Source organism: Acidobacteriota bacterium (assembly GCA_034211275.1).
Taxonomy (GTDB): Bacteria; Acidobacteriota; Thermoanaerobaculia; order Multivoradales; family JAHZIX01; genus JAGQSE01.
On the sequence record JAXHTF010000053.1, the window covers coordinates 1 to 19673 of the forward strand.

Below are 19673 nucleotides of genomic sequence, written 5' to 3' on the forward strand. Positions count from 1 at the left end.
CGCCACAACAATCGCAACTACTACTCCCGGGGCATTCAATCGGTGCTTGGCGTGACCCACAACACCGGCCGCGTTCGTCACGCCATGGAGTTCGGCGTGCGCTACCACGAGGACGAAGAGGATCGGCTGCAGGCGGAGGACCTCTACCAGATGGTCGACGGCCGGCTGGTGCTGGGCCAGATCGGAGCTCCCGGCAGCCAGAGCAACCGCGTCAGCGACGCCCAGGCCCTGGCCTTCTTCGCCCAGGACCGCATCACCTTCGGCGATTGGACCCTGACCCCGGGAGTGCGCTTCGAGACCATCGACTTCACCCGCCGGGATTTCGCCGGCGACGACCCGACCCGTAGCGCCGGCCCCACCCGAGTGCGGGAGAACGGCGTCGACGTGTGGATCCCCGGCATCGGCGTCGACTATCAGATCAACACCTCGGATCGCGTCTTCGCCGGTATCCACCGCGGCTTCGCGCCCCCCGGCGCCGGCGCCGCTCCGGAGACCAATCCGGAGAAGAGCACCAACTACGAGCTCGGCTGGCGGCGCAACCGCGGCCCCTTGAGCTTCGAGGTCATCGGCTTCTTCAACGACTACGAGAATCTGCTGGGCACCGAGACCGTGGCCGGGGGCGGCGGCACCGCCGGCGACCAATTCAACGGCGGCGCGGTGGACGTCCAGGGGCTGGAAATCTCCGCCGGCTACGAGCTCGGCGGCGCCCGTCACTGGCCGGTGTCGGTTCCCCTGCGGCTGGCCTACACCTACACGCAGTCGGAATTCAAGACCAGCTTCGAGAGTGACTTCGCCGATTGGGAGCCGCAGGTGGAGGCTGGTGACGAGCTGCCCTACCTGCCGGAGAACCAGCTCAACGCCTCCGTCGGCGTGGTGGCTTCCCGTTGGGGTCTGCACCTCAACGCCAACTACCAGGCCGCCATGCGCACCACCCCGGGGCAGGGCGCCGTCCCCAGCGATGAAGGCACCGACTCCCGAGTCCTCTTCGACCTGTCGGCGGATTACACCCTGCTGTCCCGCTACCGGATCTTCGCCAGCCTGCGCAATTTGACCGACGAGACCTACATCGCCTCGCGGCGACCCTACGGCCTGCGCCCGGGGCTGCCGCGGACCCTGTTGGTGGGCTTCTCCGCCACGTTCTGATTCAGCCCCAGACCTAACCTAGAAAGTGATCGATATGTTGCGCACCCTTTGCTCCGTTCTGCTCCTCGGCCTTTTCCTGCTTCCCGGCGCCTGCGCCGCCCCCAGCGAGGAAGCGGAAACCGCCGGCGAGCCCCAGACCGTCACCATCTACAGCGGCCGCAATGAGAGCCTGGTGAAACCGCTGCTGGACCGCTTCGCTGAAGACAACGAAATCGAAATCCAGGTGCGCTACGGCTCCACCGCCGAGATGGCTGCGACGCTGATGGAAGAGGGCGAAGCCACGCCGGCGGACCTCTTCATCTCCCAGGATGCCGCCGCCCTCGGCGCCCTGTCGTCGGCTCAGCAGCTGCTGCCGCTGCCCAAGACCGTTCTCGACCGCGTGCCCGCCGCCTATGCTTCCCCCAAGGGAGACTGGGTCGGCCTCTCCGGCCGTGCCCGGACGGTGGTGTACAACACCGAGCTGGTGCAACCGGAAGATCTGCCCCAGAGCCTGGAGGCGGTGACCGACCCGCGCTACAAGGGCCGCTTCGGCATCGCCCCCACCAACGCCTCCTTCCAGGCTCACATGGCCGCCTACCGCGCCGCCCGGGGGCCCGACGCGCTGGAGGAGTTGCTCGGCGGCATGAACGCCAACGAGCCGCGCTTCTATCCCAAAAACAGCCCCATCGTGGAAGCGGTGCTGGCCGGCGAGATCGAGTGGGGGTTGGTCAATCACTACTACCTCTGGCGAGCCCTGGCGGAACGCCCGGATGCCCCCGGAGCCAACTTCTTCATGCCCGAGGGGCCGGTCTCCAGCTTCGTCAACCTGGCCGGCGTCGGCATGCTCCACAACACCGAGGCCAGCCGGGCGGTACTCGAGTTCCTTGTCTCCGACGAGGCTCAGGAGTATTTCGCCCAGGAGACCTTCGAGTACCCGCTGGTGCCCGGAGTCGCCGCCGCGGTAGACCTACCGCCGCTCTCGGAGTTGAAGAACACTCGGGTCGACTTCGCCGACGCCGGTGCCGTGCTCGAGGAAACCCTCGAAGCCATCCGGGCCAGCGGCCTGCTGCCCTAGGCCTCGGAGAACCGACCTCTTGGCCGCCCCTCCCGCATCCGCCGCCTCCCTCCCCGCCGCCGGGGTGGCTCGGCGAGGAGTGCGCCGCTGGGGCCGGTCCGGAGCCCGCGGCGGTGGCGGGCTGCTCGCCATTCCCGCCTGCCTGGTGGCGACCTTCGCCGTCCTCCCTCTGGTCTACATCTTCCTGCGCGCCGGCCAGGCGGGGCTGGAGAGTTACCTCCAAAGGGTCTTCTCCGCCACCACCTTCGAGCTGCTGACCAACACCCTGCTCTTGATGGCCGGGGTGGTGGCCCTGAGCCTCGCCCTCGCTCTGCCCCTGGCCTGGCTGGTGAGCCGGACGGACCTTCCCGGCCGCCGGCTGTGGGCGGTGTTGGGAGCCCTGCCCCTGGTCTTCCCGTCCTACGTCGCCGCCTTCGCGCTGGTGGCGGTGCTGGGGCCGCGAGGCTATCTTCAAGGTTGGCTCGCACCGCTGGGGATCGAGCGGCTGCCGGACCTCGCCTACGGCTACCCTGGCGCCCTCCTGGCCCTCGGCCTCTTCACCTATCCCTACATCTACCTGCTGGTGGTGGCGGCTCTGGAGCGCATCGACCCGGCCTTGGAGGAAAGCTCCCGAGCCCTCGGCCGCGGACGCTGGGAGTCCTTCTTCCGAGTCATCCTGCCGCAGCTCCGCCCGGCACTGGTGGGCGGCGGTCTGCTGGTGGCCCTCTACGTGCTCTCGGACTTCGGCGCCGTCTCCATCGTGCGCTTCCCGACCTTCACCCTGTCCATCTACAGCGCCTATCAAAGCCTCTTCGACCGCTCCGTCGCCGCGGCGCTGGCCACGGTGTTGGTGGCGACCAGCCTGGGCGTGCTGGCCCTGGAAGCCTGGCTTCTGCGCCGCAGCCGTCCCCTGCCCCCACGCCCCTCACGGCCGGCACCGATGCTGCGGCTGGGGCGCTGGCGCTGGCCCGCGCTGCTCTTCACCACGTCCCTGGCGATGCTCACCCTCGTCCTGCCGCTGGGGGTGGTGACCTTCTGGGGCTTGCGCGGATTGTGGCTCGGCCGCAGCCTGGGCAGCGCCGGTCAGGCCGCCGTCAACTCCCTGGGCACCTCCGCCGCCGCGGCGCTGGTGACGGTGGTGTTGGCGCTGCCGGTGGCGGCCTGGGCGGTGCGCTCCGGCGGCCGCCTGCCCAAGGTCGTGGAGCGCCTGGCATCCGCGGGCTTCGCGCTGCCGGGACTGGTCATCGCCCTCTCCCTGGTCTTCTTCACCAGCCGCTTCGCCCGGCCGCTCTACCAAACGTTGGCAGTACTGGTGGCGGCCTACGTGGTGCGCTTCCTGCCCCAGGCACTGGCGGCCCTCCGAGGCTCCCTGCTAAGCGTGTCCCCGGCGCTGGAGGAAGCCGGCCGCAGCCTGGGCAAGAACGGGTTGAAGGTGCTCTCCACCATCACCGTGCCGCTGGTGCGCCCCGGCCTCGTCGCCGGCGCCGCGCTGGTCTTCCTCACAGCCCTCAAAGAGCTGCCGGCAACCCTGCTGCTGCGCCCCATCGGCTTCGAGACCCTCGCCACCCGCATCTGGAGCACCGCCGCGGAGGGCATCTACAGTGAAGCCTCCCTGCCCGCCCTATGGCTGATTCTGGTCTCTGCCCCGCCGGTCTACGCGCTGATCATCCGGCCGTCCCTGGAGCCTCGGAAGAGCCTCGGGAAGGACAAGAGCTCGGGAGGGCTCGAAGCATGAGCTCTTCCCCGATTCTGCGCATCGAAGATCTGTGGGTGCGCTACGGAGACACCGTCGCCGTCGCCGGCGCCCACCTGGAGGTCCCGGAACGCTGTCTGCTGGCCCTGGTGGGCGCCAGCGGCTGCGGCAAGACCAGCCTGCTGCGGGCCATCGCCGGCTTCGAGCCCCTGAGCTCCGGGCGCATCGAGATCGAAGGCCGGGTTGTGGCGGACGACATCACTTGGGTGCCGCCGGAACGCCGGCGGGTGGGCATGGTCTTCCAGCAAGGAGCCCTCTTCCCCCATCTGACGGTGCAACAGAACGTGCTCTACGGCCTCAGCCGCCGGGAGCAGGCCCGCGCCCAGGAGGTGCTACAGCTGGTACGCCTGGAACATCTGGCGGAGCGCTTCCCCGACGAGCTCTCCGGCGGCCAGCAACAGCGGGTCGCCCTCGCCCGGGCCCTCGCCCCGGCACCGGAAATGGTGCTGCTGGACGAGCCCTTCGCCAATCTCGACGCGGCCCTCCGCCAGCGGCTGCGGGAAGAGGTGCGGAGCATCCTGGAGGCCGCCGGCACCACCGCGGTGCTGGTTACCCACGACCAGGAGGAGGCCCTCAGCGTCGCCGACCGGGTGGCGGTGATGGCCGACGGCCGCATCCTCCAGGAGGGGCCGCCGGAGCGCATCTATCACCATCCCGAGACCTTGGCAGTGGCACGCTTCCTGGGCGACGGCCAGCTGGTGCCCTGCACGGTGAGCGGCGGCGTGGTGCGCTCCTCCTTCGGCACCGCTTTCAGCGACGCCCCCGACGGTCCCGGCCGCCTCTTCGTACGCCCGGAGGACCTGCTGGTGATGCCCGCCGGCCACGATCAAGGTCTCCCCGGCGAAGTCGTCCGCCGACGCTTCTTCGGCCACGATCTACTGTCGGAGATCCACCTGGAAAACGGCGAGCACGTCCACGTCCGCCAACTCTCCTCCGCCAGCTCCACCACCGGCACCGCCGTGCGGGTGCGGCTGCGCGAGAAGGCGTTTCGGGTGTTTCCGGCGGATTGAGCTGACTCAGGGCTCCCGCCAATCCCCCCATCGGTTTTCAGCAATCTCTCGCCAGTCTGCCATCCTTTCCGCCTCCTGAGCTCGATAAGCGACTTAGGTTTGACCAACGGTCGCGAAGCTCGATAGAGCTGTCGCTACTACCCCAGCCGAGTTGCCGAATATGAACCTGGAGGTTAAAATGAAGCTTCAAACCGTCCGCGCCGAGAACTGGCGCGTGCTGGCGATGTGTACGGAAAGAGGAGACTGCCCGCTACTGGATTTTCTCACCAGCTTAGAAGGCCAACTAGCCAAAGACGGACGTCGGATGCTGAGGCTTCTTGCTCGGGTTGCAAGCCTAGGTCCACCCAAGAACACCGAGATCTCTCACCAGCTGGACCCGGGGGTCTGGGAGTTCATCCAAGGGCGGCTCCGGGTCCTCTGGTTCTACGATGAGGGAAAGCTGGTCTTGTGTAGCCACGGCTTCGTAAAGAAGCAGCAGAAGACTCCCCGCGCAGAGCTGGAAAGAGCCAAGACCATGCGCCGCCGGTATCTGGAAGCAAAGAGACGAGGCAACTTGAGAGTGGAAGGAGCAGCCCCATGAAGCCCAAGAACTTCGATGATCTCTACCGCAACGCCGAAAGCCATGACGACTACTGGGCCGCTGGGGTCGTCCAGGACTTCACCGAAGCGATCTTCCAGCGGATGGAGAGCGAGGGGGTCTCCCGGTCCGAGCTCGCCCGGCGGCTGGAAACCTCCCCCGCCTACATCACCAAGATCCTGCGCGGCGACGGCAACTTCACCATCGCCACCATGGTGCGGCTCGCCCGAGCCCTGGACATGGAGCTCAAGATCGAGCTCCAGCCGCAGGCAAGCTCGTCGCAAGCTGGCCAGGCTATCCCAGGCCGACCAACGGTCCTCGCGACGTGAGGCTCCTCGGAGCTTTCGACAGAAAAGGCTGACTCAGGGCTCCCGCCGCGCCACCACCGCATCGCCGGAAGGCTCGGGGGCAGAAGGAGTGTCGAGACCGATGCGGAGGATTTCGCTGCCGGTGCGGACGAAGAAGGCGCCGGGGATGGCGGCGACGCCGTAGACGGTGTCGTCGGTGGGGAGAGAGTTTTCCGCCACAGGGCCCGGACCTTCGGCAGTGGGCTTGAGCACTGCGGTGGTGCCTTCCTTGGTGAAGAAAAACGCGTAGTCGCCGGCGGCGATGGGGGACGCCCAGCAGGCGGCGCCCAGACGATGGCGCCAGCGTAGGTGGCCGTCCTGGCGGTCGACACAGTGGGCCACGCCGGATTTGTTGACGAAGAGCACGCAGTCGCCCATCACCAGCGGCGAACCGAAGCCCGAGGACACGCCCTCGGCGTGCCACAGGACTTCCGCCTTGCCCGGACCGCCCGCCGCCACGGGGCGCAAGGCGAGGCTCTGGCCGGCCTCGGAGCTCGCCGCCACCACCAGATCTCCCGCCACGACCACCGACGGCACGTGATTCTTCTCGATGCCTTCCACCTGCCAGAGGCGCTCGCCGGTGGCCGCGTCCAGGGCCTCGACCCGGCCCGCGGCGCTGCTCACCAAAAGGTTTCGATCCGCAGCGGAGACCACCACCGGCGTGGTCCAGGCAACCTTCGACGGGCGCTCCGCCATCCAGCGGGTCTCTCCCGTCCCCTTGTCCAGCGCCAAGAAGTAAGACGGCCCTTCGTGAGTCACCTGCACGATCACCGCCTCGTCGGTCTGCACCAGCGAGCTACCCACTCCATGATTGCCTTCGAACTCACCGTGCTCCCGGGTCAGGGAGCGCTGCCACCGGGTTTCGCCGCGGTGATCCAACGCCACCACGTCCCCGCTCTCCCAAAATGCGTAGACTCCCTCGCCGTCCACCACCGGGGTGGGCGCTCCCTTGCTCACCATGTTGCTGGAGGGAATGCGCTGGCTGGCGTCGAAGAGCCGGCGCCAGCGGACTTCTCCGGTTCCACGGTCGAGGGCGGAGAGGATCAGGCTCTCCTTCTCCTCACCTTCCACCGAGGTGACGAAGACCTGCTGGCCCCAGACCACCGGCGACGACTGGCCGTAGCCGGGCAGGGAAGCCCGCCAGGCCACATTGTGCTCCGGGGACCACTCCATGGGCATGGCCTCGGAGCGCACGACACCGTCGCCGGCACCGCGAAAGCCGGGCCAGGACGCGGTCTCCTTCTCCGCTTCCATCTCGGCCTCAGCCTCCATCCCGTCGGCAGCTGGCTCCTCCACGTCCCGCGCCGGGCCTGCTTCCCCCTTCGCGGCCAGTAGCGCCGTCAGACTCTGGCTCTCGACGCTGGCGAGGTGTCCCTCGCGGCTGGCGCCGCCGACGAAGAGCAGCCGGTCGCCGTGGGGCAGCAGCCGGTGGAAGAAGCGCGGTTGTTGCAGCTGCCCGAGGTCCTGCCGCCAGGTCTCGGAACCCGGCTCCAGGACGTGGATCCGGCCGTTGGCGCCGGAGAGGAAGACATGGTCGTCGACGCCAAAGGCGGAGACCCCGAAGCCCCTCATGCGGCCGCCCATGTCCGGCAGCTGCGGGCCCGGGTTCCAGGTTCCGGTAGCCGTATCGAAGACGTCGACTCGGCGGCTGGTGCCGTCGGAGCTCAAGCCTCCCAGAGCGTAGACCTTGCCCCCGGCAGCGGCCGCCGCCAAGGCACGGCGCTGGAACCCCTGAGGCCGGGCGACCCACTGGAGCTCCTCCGCCGACAGGTCGAGCATCACCATCTCGTCGTGCCACACCGGCTCCTGCTCCGCTCCCCGCAGCTGCCAGCCGCCGACGACATAGAGCGTGTCTCCCATCACCACCGCATCATGGGAGGAGCGGCCCGAGGGCAGCGGCGGCAGCTCGACCCAGCGCTCCTCGCCGGGCTCATAACAGGCCACCTCGGCGATGGAAATCAGGTCTTCCTCGTCTCCCTGGGAGTTGCGAGCGGTGAGGCCACCGACCCGGCACACCCGGTCACCGTGGGCCACCAACGGGATGCCCTGGAGGCCCTGGACCTCTCCCAGATCCTCCCAGGTGCTTCCCTCGGAGCGCAGATCGAGGCGGCGAAAGTGGTGACTGAGGTTCTCGATGGAATGTTCGTGGGTCTCCCCGACGTGGCCACCGTAGATGTAGAGGTAGTCCCCGGCCACCGCGCCGCCGAAGCTGGCCACCGCCTCGGGCATGGGAGAGAGCATGACGCTCTCCTCAGCCATGGCAGGCGCTGCGGGCATCAGGAAGAACGACACCAAGAGAGTCAGCGCCGCGAGAGCAGGTCCCTCGACGAGCCTGCGGAATGATTCGAGATACTTCATGATGATTCCTTCTCATACGGAGCTCAGCCTCACGGGCGAGCTCCTTGCAGATCATTACAGGGAGGCCCGCAGCTGGATGCCGAAGCTTCGGCCAGGACTAGTGTAGCGGCCCAGGGCGTCGGAGCCGGCGGACTGGCCGCGCACGTAGGCCCACTGCCAGTAGGTCTCGTCGGTAAGATTCCAGCCGGAAACCTGCAGCTTCAGTCGGGAGGTGAGGGAGAACCAGGCGGAGAGATCCGCCACCTGGTAAGAGGGCGCTTGGAATTGAGTCGAGTCGGACGGCAGGTCCTCCGCGTCCTTGGAGTCGACGAAGGTGCCCACCAGCTCGGCGCCCCAGCGTCCCGAAGGTCGCACGTAGCGTAGGCCGGTGACCAGCCGCGGCGGTGCGATGGACTCCAGCGGCTCGCCGGCGGTGACGTTGTCGCCCTCGACGGAGCTGTAGGCACCGCGGATCCTCCAGGCCTTGGCCAGCCGCAGGTCGCCGGCCACCTCGATGCCCGAGGTCTCCACCTCGTCGATGTTCTGCGGCTGGAACTCGATCAAGCCGAGGAACGGATTGAAGCCCAGGGTGACGGTGTCGATGAAATCGTCGAAGCGATTCTCGAAAGCCGTGATGCTGAAGCTGCCGCGGGCGAAGCTGGCCCGCAGCCCGACCTCGAAATTGTCGCTGGTCTCCGGCTGGAGATCCGCGTTGGGCAGCGTGCGGTAGCCGCCGGCTTGATTGGTGAACCCGTTGTTCACCGCGGTCATGGGCGGCGCGCGGAACCCGCGGGCGTATTGGGCGAAGGCCGAGACCTTGCCACCCAAGGCGAGCACCGCTCCCAGCTTCGGCGACAGGGCTTCATCCACCAGCCCCTCCGGCACTGGCTGGCCGGGGTTGCCGTCGAGGAAGATCTGATCGTTCTCGTTGGGATCGAGGTCGAAGCGGTCATAGCGCAGCCCCGGAATCAGGTTGAGGCGGCCGCCGAAAAGCTCCAGCTCCGCCTGGGCGAAGGCGCCGACTTCCTCCACCGTGCTCTCCGGGAAGTACTTGGTGGGCAACGCCAAAGTGGTGGGCACCGGTTCGCCGGTAGCGATCACCGTCTCGGTGCGGTCCCGCAGCCCGTCCCAATGATCCCGCCGTACCAGGGCGCCGTAGGTCAGGCGCCGGCGAGCGTCCTCGTCGAAGGATTTGAAGAGCTCCACCTCGAGCCCTAGACTGTCCTGCTCGAAGGCCAGGAGGCCGTCCCTCAGAGCGGTCCCCACCGCCGGATCCCGAATCTCGACGGTGCGCTGGGACGTCTCCGCATCCTGCCAGTAGACTTTCCAGACCAGGGAATCCGCCGCGAAGCTCTCCCAGACGTAGGACTGCTCCAGGCTCAGCCGCCGACGATCCTGCTCGTCCTCGCCGTCGGAGTCGAGGATGGCGCTGGCGAAGGGCGACCCCGGAGCGCGGCTGCTGAACACCTCGGTCTCCGCCTGAGCATCGAAGAGCTCCAGGGTGAGGCCGAGAACGGAGCGGTCCCCGGGCGTGAAGTCGACCTTGGCGAGCAGATTGTCGGAGCGCCGGTCGATGGGGTTGGGCTCGGTGCGGGAGGAATCCTGGGTGGCGACCTCACCCTGGTTGTCGAGCTCGTGACCGTCGCGGTGGCCGTAAACCACCGAACCCTGCCAGCGCTCGTTGCCCCGAGCGTAGACCAGGGTGCCGGAGCTTTCGTCCCCCCGGCTGTCATAGCCCGCCCGGAAGCCGAGATATTGAGGTCGGCTGCCCAGGTAGCTGCGGGGGCTGCGAGTGACCAGCGAAACGACGCCCCCCAAGGCGTCGCTGCCGTAGAGAGCCGAGCCGGCGCTACGCACCACCTCCAGGCGCTCCAAAGCCGCCACGTCGAGACTGTATTGGGTAACGCTGAAAGGGCCGAAGTCGAATTGTTCGGCGGTGGGAATGCCGTCGATCTGAGTCAGCACCCGATTGCCGCCGACGCCGCGGATATTGAAGCCGCTGACGCCCAAGCGGGTCAGATCACCCTCGACATAGACGCCGGGCATGAATTGGGTCAGATCCGCGATGCCGGTGTAGCCCAGCTCCTCGATCTCCTGGGAGTCGACCACCTCGATCTGGCCGGGGGTCTTCTCCACGGCTCGTTCCGACCGCGTGGCGGTGACCGTCACGGCGCCTTGGAAGATTGGACCCTGGGAGCTGGTGGAGGCAGCAGGCTGGGAAGGCTCCTCCGCCCCAGAGTCCTGCGGAACCGAGGTCTCTTGAGCCGAGCTCGGCGACTCCTCCCCGGCGCCTACCGGCGACGGCGCAGCAGCAGCGGAGGCCGGCACTGCCAGAACGCAGGAGCCCCACAAAAGCGCCAGCGTGAGGGCCCGAATCGGCCCCTGCAGCAGCGCGTCAGATCTTCGAGGAGAGGGTTGAAGAGGAGGGAGGACGCCGCGAGACTTCCACAAGGCGAGCATGTATAGTTCCTCTGTGGTGAAGGACTTCGGCCTAGCCGAGGCCCGGATCCATATTCAAGGCGGCGACCCCGACTCCGCCCGAGTTCCAGGGGTCGTCGCCGTCTTCCTGTCTAAAGCCTGTCCAGACCTCGATGTCACTGCATCGAGCTGTGCCCGAGACCTTATTGAGACGATGTCTCAATAGCGTTAGAATAATACTGGAGCAATTCAGTCCTAGTTGTCAAGCGCCGAGGACCAAAAGGGGGGAGAACTACCGTCGAGGAGCTGGTCTGGGGAGGGGTTGAAGCCCGACGCCGGGGAGGCGGCGGAGCCGAGAGGAAAGGGGGGAGTGAGGAAACTCTGGGGAGCTCGAGGCTAAATCACAGGGCGGCCAGGGAGCCCTTGCCTTGGCGCGGGGTCTCTGACTCCTCGTTCCGGGTCTTGTCGGCAACGCCGCCGGTCTTTCCCTCGAGATCGAAGCCCGCGGCCTCGAGGTCCCGGATCAACCCGTATTTCCACATCCCGATCTGGTCGAGGGGAATAGCGAGGAGAGAGGAGAGCTCGGCGGGGACGTCGAGATCCTCTTCGTGGATCACGCTGACGAAGCGGCGCCCGAGCTTGCCCACCAGATAACCGAGCTGAAAGATCAACTGTGGATCCGGCCGGCGGACGGTACCCTTCGACGACGCCCCTTTGGAAACCTGTGTAGCCACCCCGGCCTCCTCCGACACGAGAAAAAGGGCATAGGCCTTGGAGCCGAAATTCTCGAAGCGCTCCACCAGGCTGCGGTCCGTGCGGCTGGCGTCGTGGAGAAGGATGGGGTAGAGGCCAAGGCTGCGCAGGTACTTCACCACGGGCTCGACGAACGAACAGCCGTGGCCGTGAACAACGTAGATTTTGATGCCGGTGCGCGCCATAGACGATATCCCCAGGGGCATTCCATACTAAACCGTGCAAAGCTGAAGCGCCAGTTTCCCATTCCCGCGATGGCTTCACAGCTCGAAACGGTCGCAACCCCGCCCCGGAGAGAGCGGATCGTCACGCCAGCGTCACCATCCTTTGAGCAGCCTCTCGCTATAGTCCTTGGTGTCTGTCCACACCTCGACGGAGAAAATCCACCATGTCCAAGAATCAATTGATGACGCTGGTCCTGTGCACCGGCAACTCCTGCCGCAGCCAGATGGCCGAAGCGTTCCTACGCAAGCACTCCCAAGGCCGCTTCCCAGTGGCCAGTGCCGGCACCGAGCCGGCGGATCAGGTCCACCCGCTCACCATCGAAGTGATGAAGGAAGTGGGCATCGACCTCAGCGAAAGCCAACCGAAGCACCTGCGGGAGTATCTGGGCAAGGTTCCAGTCCACACCATCATCATCGTCTGCGACGGCGCCTCCAAGAGTTGCCCGGCGGTGTGGCCGGGAGCCTTCCAGCGGCTCTTCTGGCCCTTCGACGACCCCGCCGCCTTCGAGGGCACGGAGGAGGAGACCCTGGCCGAGTTCCGCCGAGTCCGCGACCTCATCGACACAAAGACTCGGGAATGGGTCGAGTCCCGCGGCGACCTGGCTAGCTGAGGAAGCCGAGCTGCCATGCAGGAACCCTCCTTGGTCCGGCGCTCCCTGGCGGAGCTGATCGGGACCTACTGCCTGGTGCTGGCGGGCTGCGGTGCGGTGGTCGCCGATGCCGGCGGCGCCGGTCTCGGTACGGTGGGCATCTCCCTCACCTTCGGGCTGGTGGTGACGGTCATGGTGCTCTCCATCGGCCACGTCTCCGGCGCTCACATCAATCCCGCGGTGACCCTCGCCTTCGCCCTCTTCCGTCACTTCCCGCGGCGCGACGTACCCGCCTACCTGGTGGCGCAGATCCTTGGAGCCAGCGGTGCCGCGGCAACCTTGGCGGCCGTCTTCGGGCCCCAGGGAACCCTCGGCGCCACCCTCCCCGCCGGCGCTCCCGGCGCCAGCCTGCTGCTGGAGGTCTTGCTCACCGCCATCCTCATGTTCGTCATCACCTCGGTGGCCACCGACACCCGGGCGGTGGGCCAGATGGCCGGCCTGGCCATCGGCGCCACCGTCGCCGTCGGCGCCCTGTGGGGCGGCTCTACCAGCGGCGCCTCGATGAATCCGGCCCGTTCCTTCGGCCCGGCCCTGGTGAGCGGCGCCTGGGCCGACCACTGGCTGTACTGGCTCGGCCCCATCGTCGGCGCCTTCCTCGGCGCCGCGGTCTACGGCTTCCTCCGCGGCGGCCCTTCAGACTCCTCCTAGTCTCTACCTCTCCTTAGCCCCTCCAACCCCCTCAACCTGAGGTAGAGGTTCCGGTTCGAATCGAGCGAAGACCCCGAGGCGCCCGCCGCAGGCACGAGCAGGAGTGGAAAAACGCGCGGAACTGTCTGAGCGACAGCGAGTTTTCCGCGCGCCACTCCTGCTCGCCCGCCTGCGGTGGCCAGCAGTGCCGAGGCCTGAGCCGATTCGAACCGGGACCTCTACCGGCCCCGTAGAAGGACGGTCAGAGCTCGAATCCGGTGGTAGCATCGGCGGGATTTTCCGTGCCGACGAATACCGAAGAGTGCCGCAGAGAAGAGTCTCGTCTTGGAAGGAGCGAGTATGAAGCGTCGAGAGCTCATTCGTACCGCCGTAACCGCCGGCGCCGGAGCCTTGGTAGCGGGCTGCGCCGGACAACCGGGACAGAGTCCGGCGGTGCAGACGCGGCCCCAGATCCGGTGGCGCCTGGCGTCCAGCTTCCCGCGCTCCCTGGACACCATCTACGACGCCGCCGAGCTGCTCTCCCAGCGGCTAGAGGCCATGTCCGACGGCCGCTTCCAGGTCCGCCCCTACCCCGCCGGCGAGCTGGTGCCGGGGCTCCAAGTCCTCGACGCGGTGCAGCAGGGAACGGTCCAGGTCGGGCAAACGGCGAGCTACTACTTCACCGGCAAGAATCCCGCCCTGGCCTTCGACACCTGTGTCCCCTTCGGCCTCACCGCCCGCCAGCAGCTCGCCTGGCTGCGGGACAGCGGCGGCCTCGAGTTGATGCGCGAGGTCTTCGCCGACTTTGGGATCGTCAATTTCGTCGGAGGCAACACCGGAGTGCAGATGGGCGGTTGGTTCCGCCGCGAGATCGGCTCCGCCGCCGACCTCCAGGGACTGAAGATGCGCATCCCCGGCCTCGGCGGCGAGGTCATGAGCCGGCTGGGGGTGACGGTGCAGGTGCTGGCCGGCGGCGAGATCTTCCCGGCGCTGGAGCGTGGCGCCATCGACGCCACCGAGTGGGTCGGCCCCTACGACGACGAGAAGCTGGGTTTTCACAAAGTCGCCCAGTACTACTACTACCCCGGCTGGTGGGAACCCGGCCCCGCCCTCGCGTTCTTGGTCCACCAGAGCTCCTGGGACAAACTCCCTTCCTCCTACCAGGCCATGTTCGAGGCCGCCGCGGCGGAGGCCGCCACGGGAATGCTCTCGGCCTACGACCGGCAGAATCCCCCGGCTTTCGAGCGTCTGCTGGACGCCGGAGTCCAGCTCCGCCCCTTCCCTCAGGATCTCCTCCAGGCCGCCGAGGGCGCCACCCGGGAGATGCACCAGGAACAGATCAGCGCCGAGCCCGCCTACCGCAAGGTCTTCGAAGCCTGGGACACCTTCCGCCGCCAAAGCCACCGCTGGTTCGGCACCGCCGAGCTAGCCTACGCGGAATACGCGGCGCGAGGGTCCCAGGCTTGAAGAGCTCCGTCGTGAGGAGCTAGCTCTTGAAGAGCTTGTTGTCCACAGAGAACCGGCCCGGGCCGGTGGCGATGAACAGGATGGCGATCACCAGGTAGACCAGCGCCAGCTCGTAGGAGCCACCGCCGGTGGAAACAAACGGATCCCCCTTGATCACCGCGTGGAAATACACCGCCACCACCATGGTGCAGGCGATGCCGAAGGAGGCTAGAGCGGTGAGGGCGCCGAGGATCCAGAACAGCCCGCCGCCGAACTCGGCCAGAGCGGCCAGCGCCTGGAAGATCCCGGGGATGGCGGCGTCCGGTCCCATCCAGCTGAAGGGCTGCCGGATCTTGTCCCAGCCGTGGAACATGAACGCCAGGCCGGCGACAAAGCGAAGCAGCAAGAGCGCTACGTCCGTAAAGGTGGAGTGGGCGGGAGCGACGAAGAAACGTTTCAGGTTCAACGGGATTCTCCTTTTCGGGTCATTAGTTGACGCGTCAATCGTCTCACGATTTTTCCGTCTTGGCTACTCTCCCTTGTATCGCGGCGAGAGGATCTGCGGCGCAGACGAACGCTCAGCAGCATCTCCGGTACGCTCCGGTGGCTCTCAGGGGACCAAAGCCGTCACCAGCTCGGGGAAGAGAAAGAGCGCCGATAGACCGATGAGCTGGATCAGGATGAAGGGCAAGACCCCACGGTAAATGTCCGCCGTGCGCACCGAGGGCGGCGCCACGCCGCGGAGATAGAAGAGGGCGAAACCGAAGGGCGGGGTGAGGAAGGAGGTCTGAAGATTCATCCCGATCATCACCCCGAACCACACCATGTCGATGCCCAGCGCCTGGGCTGCCGGCGCCAGCAGCGGGATGATGATGAAGGCGATCTCGAAGAAGTCGAGAAAGAAGCCCAGCACGAAGATCGCCAGGTTGGCCACCAGCAGCAGCCCGATCTTGCCCCCGGGAAGACCGGTGAGCATGTCCTCGATCCAGAGGTCTCCATACAGCCCGCGGAAAACCAGCGTGAAGGCCGTCGAGCCGATGAGCAGGAAGACCACCATGGAGGTCAGGCGGGTGGTTTCGTCGAGCGTCGCCTTGAGCGCCGGTAGTGTCAGGCGCCGGTGGACCCCGGCGAGGAGCAGCGCCCCCACCGCCCCGAGGGCTCCGGCCTCGGTGGGAGTCGCCACGCCGGCGAAGATGCTCCCCAACACCAGAAGGATCAGCACCAGCGGCGGCACCAACACCTTGAACACTCGGCCCAGGAGCTCCGGCCCCAACCCCGGCTGCTCCTCCACCGGTAGTGCCGGCGCCGCCGCCGGCGCGAAGATCGCCACGCCGCCGACATAAGTGGCGTAAAGCCCCGCAAGCAAGAGCCCAGGCAACAGCGAGCCGAGGAAGAGATCTCCCACCGAAATCCCCAGCTGATCCGCCAAGACCACCAGCACCACGCTGGGGGGAATGATCTGCCCCAAAGTGCCGGCGGCGGTGATCACCCCGGCGGAGAGCCGCGGCGAGTACTGGTAGCGCAGCATCACCGGCAGCGAGATCAGCCCCATGGCCACCACCGAGGCTCCCACCACCCCGGTGGCGGCGGCGAGCAGCGCCCCGACGAAGACCACCGCCAGTGCCAGACCGCCGCGGGCGCGACCGAAGAGCTGCCCGATGGTCTTGAGCAGGTCTTCCGCCAGGCGGCTCTTCTCCAGCACCGTGCCCATGAAGATGAAGAACGGCACCGCCAACAAAATGTAGTTGGACATGATGCCGAAGATGCGCTCCGGCAAGGCGAAGAGCAGGGCCCAATCGAAATAGCCCGCCTCCACCCCGATGACCGCGAAGACCAGCGCCGTACCGCCTAGAGAGAAGGCCACCGGATAGCCGGAGAAGATCAGGCCGAAGGCGGCCAGGAACATCAGCGGTCCGAGGAGATCCGGGCTCATAGATGGGGCTCCCCACCGGAAGCCTCGCGGGAACCCGGAGCGGGACCGTCAGCCTCCTCCACCTCGAGGGTCGGTAGATCCCCGCGCAGCGCACCCACGCTGTGGATCACCTGCGCCAGCCCCTGCAACGCCAGCAAGGCGAAGGCCACCAGGATCACGCTCTTCAATGGATAGCGGGCCAGCCCTCCGGGATCCGGCGACTGCTCCCACACCGCCCACGAATTGCGCACCGACGGCCACGAGACCCACAGGGAAAACACACAAAACGGCAGCAGGAAGAGCACTCCCCCCAGCAGATCGATCCAGCTCCGGGCCTTGGCGGAGAGGCGGCCATAGATCACGTCCACCCGAACGTGAGAATCCCGCTTTAGCGTGTAGCCGGCGGCGAGGAGAAAGACCAGGCTGAACAAATACCACTGCAGCTCCAGCGCCGCGTTGGAGCTGAGGTTGATCCCCAGGAAACGGCCGCCATACCTCCCCACCGCATTCGCCGCTCCCACCAACACCATCGCCAACACCAACCACGACACCCCCCTCCCCAGCCGCTCGCTGAGTCGGTCGATGGCGTCTGCTAGGCGATACAGGCGGTGCATGCTCTCTCCATCGAGCCGGGAATCGAATTCCCATAGCTCACCTCCGCCTTGGAGGGGCTTCTTCCCGATTCGTTCTCGATCCTTGGGAGGGAGTCTAGCAGCCCAGGGTGAGAGTCAGGCGTCGGCCGGTGGCTCGAGCTCCTCGAGGGAAAGAAGGCCTTGTTTCAGCGCGCAAACCGCCGCCTGGGTTCTGTGCGAGAGCCCGAGTTTCGAGAGCAAGTTGCCCACGTGGCTCTTCACCGTCTCCTCGCCGACGTGGAGGCGGCCGGCGATCTGGCGGTTGGTCAAGCCGCTGGCCACCAGTCGCAGCACTTCCATCTCCCGGGGGGTGAGCTTCATGGTTTGGGGAGTGCTTCGCGCCAGATCCTCCACCACGGCTCCGGAGACCGAAGGGTCGAGCACCGTGCGACCTTCCGCAGCACCGCGGATCGCGGTCAGGAAGACCTCCGGCGTCGCATCCTTGCGCACATAGCCGACGGCACCGGCCCGGAGCGCTCCGATCACCCGAGCATCGTCGGTATGGGCGGTGAGGACCACCACCCGTAGCGCCGGCCAGCGCTCCACCAAGCGAGCAGTCGTCTCGACTCCGTCGATCCCGCCGGGCATCATCAGATCCATCACCACCACATCCGGCAGCCAGCTATCCATCTCTTCGAGGGCCTGCTCTCCGCTCCCGGCGACCCCGACCACCTCCAGGTCGGCGAAGGACTCCAGATATTGCTGCAGTCCCGTGCGCACCACCAGATGGTCGTCGACCAGCACGACTCGGGTCTTAGTCTTCATGTTCGACTCCTGGCTGCGCCCGGCGCTCCACCCATACGAGCGCCACGAAACCGAGGTACAAAGCAGAGGTCATCAAGCCTCCAGCCATAGCGATCATGAAGAGCTTCCACGAGTAGGCAGAGAAAATGATCGCTGTGCCCCCGACAGTTTGCAGTAACCAGGGCACCAACAGAACAAGACATTCGAGGGGACCACGCTGCACCCAACGGGGAAACGCGCTCCGGATCGCCCGGAACAGAGCTACCGTCGAGAGACCGGCGAGGGCCAAGCCGAGCGTCAGGGAGCCAAGAATCGCCCAAAGATCTTGACGCGCATCGGCCCACCAGAATTGGGGCGCCCACCAATAGGCTGCGGAGAGCAGGAGGAAGATCCTCAGACGGAAGGGAGTGCTGTCCCCGGGATCGGCGAATTTGTTTCTACGGCGCTTCCAGCGGTGCCACCCGAAGGAGATCACGGCAGCAGCGAGCAAGACGCAGAGGAGAGTCCCACTGAGCAGCCTTTCTTCATCGGCCCCATACAGAGATCTCGGAGTGATCCCCGGCAGCCAGGCGGCGCAAAGCCCCAGAAGGACCGCCGGAGAGAAGAAGCCCTCGGAACCGGAGGGGAGTACCGAACCTGCCTCCGCAGACTCGGCCTGCTCGCCCGCCAGAGACTCGACGGATGGTTCCTCGACAAACGGCACTTGCACCAGTAGCCGGGTGCCCTCACCCTCGGCGGAGCGAATCTTCAACACGCCCGAAAGGGCCTCCAGCCGTTCGCGCATCCCTTGCAGCCCGAAGCCGCCCTCGGCGGTCTCCACCTCGAAGCCTTGCCCATCGTCTTCCACCGCGAGGTACAAGGATTCATCCTCTTGCCACAAACGCACGGTTACCTGGCTGGCTCGAGCGTGACGGCTGACGTTGCTGAGCGCCTCCTGAGCGATGCGAAAGAGAGTCTGCTGGGTCGTCGGCGGCAGCTCCGATTCATCCGGCAGGCTGCCAAACTCGCAGTGCACCTTGGCCCCGCTGCGGTATTCCAAGGCCTCACACTGCTCCTTCAAGGCCTCCACCAAGCCGGTATTTGCCAGCGCTTCCGGGCGGAGCTGCAAGAGTAGAGCTTGCATCTCCACCATGGCCTGGTGAGCACAGGTTCTCACGTCCTCTAGGCTCTTCCGGGCTCCGGGCCGATCCGAGTCCCAGCGCGCGTCGGTCGCTGCGGCGCTCATCTTGATGCTGAAGATCTGCTGTTTGATGGAATCGTGGAGCTCGCGAGCCAGGCGGTTGCGCTCCTCGCTGGCGGCGGCCTCGGCGAGCTCCTGCAGCCAGAGATCCCGGATCGATCCCGAGCCGGTTTGGGTACCCGTGAAGCGGTTGACCGTGGAAAACAGACCGGCCGCCACCGGCGACTGAGGGCTGATCGGCGCCGGTTCGGGTTCGCCACGCAGGAAGCTCTCCAAAGCTTCTTGGATTCTCCGCAGATCTCGGCGTTGCCCCGCCGTGGTGATCCAGGCGACGGTCAAAGCCGCTACCCATGCGAGCCCCAAGAGCCAGCCAGGAAACCCCGCCCCCATACCGGATGAATCGGAACCAAACCAAGTCGCCCCCAAGACAAAGGCCGTCCCGAGAAAAGCTATGAGGGGAAAGAGGGCTGCAATCGTGGATGCATATCGCAACGGCAGCCCTTCCCAGAGGTTTCCCACAACCGTCTTCCCGGAACCTGAGGCGATCAGGCGGCGGATGAAGGTCATCCCGTTGAGAACTACCAGACCCAGCGCTCCGAGGAGCACAAAGAGCCCCGGAGTGGACTGCAGCACGTGGTTCTGCCGGTAGAACGCCACCAACAGGAGAAAGAACGCACCCGCGATGAGCCCCAGCTCCACCTTCCAGGTTGGTGCCCTCTCGATCCACCTCGGCCCATAACCCAGTAAGAAGAACCCTAGCCCGCCTATGGCGTAGCCCAAGGAGAGCACCAGCCGAAAGGCTTGGGGCCCCTGCTCGCCCAGGAGGTAGGCTGAGAGAAAGAGGCTCGGAGCCTGCAACAATGCAAAGGCCAGAAGCAGGAGCGCCA

At 66.6% G+C, this 19673-nt stretch carries 17 protein-coding genes; 9 read left to right on the forward strand and 8 right to left on the reverse strand.

Features of this window, described 5'->3' with window-relative positions:
- The 6 genes from SX243_10735 to SX243_10760 form a co-directional block, all read left to right on the forward strand.
- The coding region (locus SX243_10735) for a TonB-dependent receptor (GenBank protein MDY7093434.1) at positions 1-1143 on the forward strand (1143 nt) is incomplete at its 5' end.
- A 34-nt stretch (positions 1144-1177) separates the two neighbouring features.
- Complete coding sequence (locus SX243_10740; protein ID MDY7093435.1) at positions 1178-2197, forward strand: extracellular solute-binding protein; 1020 nt, start codon at positions 1178-1180, stop codon at positions 2195-2197.
- 19 nt (positions 2198-2216) lie between these two features.
- Positions 2217-3911 carry an iron ABC transporter permease gene (locus SX243_10745; GenBank protein MDY7093436.1) on the forward strand — a complete coding sequence of 565 codons (1695 nt, stop codon included), beginning with the start codon at positions 2217-2219 and terminating at the stop codon, positions 3909-3911.
- A complete protein-coding gene (locus SX243_10750) occupies positions 3908-4939 on the forward strand; it encodes an ABC transporter ATP-binding protein (GenBank protein ID MDY7093437.1) in 1032 nt (343 codons plus the stop codon). The genes SX243_10745 and SX243_10750 overlap by 4 nt, the downstream gene beginning before the upstream one ends.
- Positions 4940-5117: 178 nt before the next feature.
- Entirely contained in the window at positions 5118-5519 is a 402-nt protein-coding gene (locus SX243_10755) for a type II toxin-antitoxin system RelE/ParE family toxin (protein MDY7093438.1), read from the forward strand.
- The gene (locus tag SX243_10760; GenBank protein MDY7093439.1) at positions 5516-5845 is read left to right on the forward strand and encodes a helix-turn-helix transcriptional regulator; all 330 of its coding nucleotides are present in this window, start codon (positions 5516-5518) and stop codon (positions 5843-5845) included. Before SX243_10755 ends, SX243_10760 begins: the two co-directional genes overlap by 4 nt.
- Before the next feature lie 33 nt (positions 5846-5878).
- Here the strand turns inward: SX243_10760 and SX243_10765 are convergent, their stop codons facing one another.
- The 3 genes from SX243_10765 to SX243_10775 form a co-directional block, all read right to left on the reverse strand.
- Entirely contained in the window at positions 5879-8104 is a 2226-nt protein-coding gene (locus tag SX243_10765) for a PQQ-binding-like beta-propeller repeat protein (GenBank protein MDY7093440.1), read from the reverse strand.
- A 171-nt stretch (positions 8105-8275) separates the two neighbouring features.
- Positions 8276-10660: a TonB-dependent hemoglobin/transferrin/lactoferrin family receptor gene (locus SX243_10770; GenBank protein MDY7093441.1), complete on the reverse strand. Its 2385-nt coding sequence runs from the start codon at positions 10658-10660 to the stop codon at positions 8276-8278.
- A gap of 359 nt (positions 10661-11019) precedes the next feature.
- Positions 11020-11556, reverse strand: coding sequence for a nucleotide-binding protein (locus tag SX243_10775; GenBank protein MDY7093442.1), 537 nt, complete (start codon positions 11554-11556; stop codon positions 11020-11022).
- Between the two features lie 203 nt (positions 11557-11759).
- Here SX243_10775 and SX243_10780 point away from each other — a divergent pair, with 203 nt between their 5' ends.
- The 3 genes from SX243_10780 to SX243_10790 all read left to right on the forward strand — a co-directional run bounded on the left by SX243_10780 (position 11760) and on the right by SX243_10790 (position 14339).
- A complete protein-coding gene (locus SX243_10780; protein ID MDY7093443.1) occupies positions 11760-12206 on the forward strand; it encodes an arsenate reductase ArsC in 447 nt (148 codons plus the stop codon).
- A 15-nt stretch (positions 12207-12221) separates the two neighbouring features.
- On the forward strand, positions 12222-12893 hold the full coding sequence (locus tag SX243_10785; protein MDY7093444.1) for an MIP family channel protein: 672 nt from the start codon (positions 12222-12224) through the stop codon (positions 12891-12893).
- A 339-nt stretch (positions 12894-13232) separates the two neighbouring features.
- Positions 13233-14339 (forward strand): TRAP transporter substrate-binding protein, encoded by a 1107-nt coding sequence (locus tag SX243_10790; protein ID MDY7093445.1) that lies wholly within the window; start codon positions 13233-13235, stop codon positions 14337-14339.
- 19 nt (positions 14340-14358) lie between these two features.
- Here SX243_10790 and SX243_10795 read toward each other — a convergent pair whose 3' ends face one another.
- The 5 genes from SX243_10795 to SX243_10815 form a co-directional block, all read right to left on the reverse strand.
- Entirely contained in the window at positions 14359-14784 is a 426-nt protein-coding gene (locus SX243_10795) for a DoxX family protein (GenBank protein MDY7093446.1), read from the reverse strand.
- A 144-nt stretch (positions 14785-14928) separates the two neighbouring features.
- Positions 14929-16251: a TRAP transporter large permease subunit gene (locus SX243_10800; GenBank protein MDY7093447.1), complete on the reverse strand. Its 1323-nt coding sequence runs from the start codon at positions 16249-16251 to the stop codon at positions 14929-14931.
- The gene (locus SX243_10805; GenBank protein ID MDY7093448.1) at positions 16248-16844 is read right to left on the reverse strand and encodes a TRAP transporter small permease subunit; all 597 of its coding nucleotides are present in this window, start codon (positions 16842-16844) and stop codon (positions 16248-16250) included. The genes SX243_10800 and SX243_10805 overlap by 4 nt, the downstream gene beginning before the upstream one ends.
- Positions 16845-16958: 114 nt before the next feature.
- On the reverse strand, positions 16959-17627 hold the full coding sequence (locus SX243_10810; GenBank protein ID MDY7093449.1) for a response regulator transcription factor: 669 nt from the start codon (positions 17625-17627) through the stop codon (positions 16959-16961).
- Positions 17617-19125: a sensor histidine kinase gene (locus tag SX243_10815; GenBank protein ID MDY7093450.1), complete on the reverse strand. Its 1509-nt coding sequence runs from the start codon at positions 19123-19125 to the stop codon at positions 17617-17619. Before SX243_10815 ends, SX243_10810 begins: the two co-directional genes overlap by 11 nt.
- Positions 19126-19673 lie beyond the last annotated feature (548 nt).

Excerpts from the sequence above, each read along its gene's own strand:
- SX243_10765 (MDY7093440.1), bottom strand. The coding sequence starts at position 8,104 with ATGCTCTCTCCCATGCCCGAGGCGGTGGCCAGCTTCGGCGGCGCGGTG.
- SX243_10785 (MDY7093444.1), top strand. The coding sequence starts at position 12,222 with ATGCAGGAACCCTCCTTGGTCCGGCGCTCCCTGGCGGAGCTGATCGGG.
- SX243_10755 (MDY7093438.1), top strand. The coding sequence starts at position 5,118 with ATGAAGCTTCAAACCGTCCGCGCCGAGAACTGGCGCGTGCTGGCGATG.
- SX243_10805 (MDY7093448.1), bottom strand. The coding sequence starts at position 16,844 with ATGCACCGCCTGTATCGCCTAGCAGACGCCATCGACCGACTCAGCGAG.
- SX243_10740 (MDY7093435.1), top strand. The coding sequence starts at position 1,178 with ATGTTGCGCACCCTTTGCTCCGTTCTGCTCCTCGGCCTTTTCCTGCTT.
- SX243_10760 (MDY7093439.1), top strand. The coding sequence starts at position 5,516 with ATGAAGCCCAAGAACTTCGATGATCTCTACCGCAACGCCGAAAGCCAT.
- SX243_10800 (MDY7093447.1), bottom strand. The coding sequence starts at position 16,251 with ATGAGCCCGGATCTCCTCGGACCGCTGATGTTCCTGGCCGCCTTCGGC.
- SX243_10790 (MDY7093445.1), top strand. The coding sequence starts at position 13,233 with ATGAAGCGTCGAGAGCTCATTCGTACCGCCGTAACCGCCGGCGCCGGA.
- SX243_10780 (MDY7093443.1), top strand. The coding sequence starts at position 11,760 with ATGTCCAAGAATCAATTGATGACGCTGGTCCTGTGCACCGGCAACTCC.
- SX243_10770 (MDY7093441.1), bottom strand. The coding sequence starts at position 10,660 with ATGCTCGCCTTGTGGAAGTCTCGCGGCGTCCTCCCTCCTCTTCAACCC.
- SX243_10750 (MDY7093437.1), top strand. The coding sequence starts at position 3,908 with ATGAGCTCTTCCCCGATTCTGCGCATCGAAGATCTGTGGGTGCGCTAC.
- SX243_10775 (MDY7093442.1), bottom strand. The coding sequence starts at position 11,556 with ATGGCGCGCACCGGCATCAAAATCTACGTTGTTCACGGCCACGGCTGT.
- SX243_10810 (MDY7093449.1), bottom strand. The coding sequence starts at position 17,627 with ATGAAGACTAAGACCCGAGTCGTGCTGGTCGACGACCATCTGGTGGTG.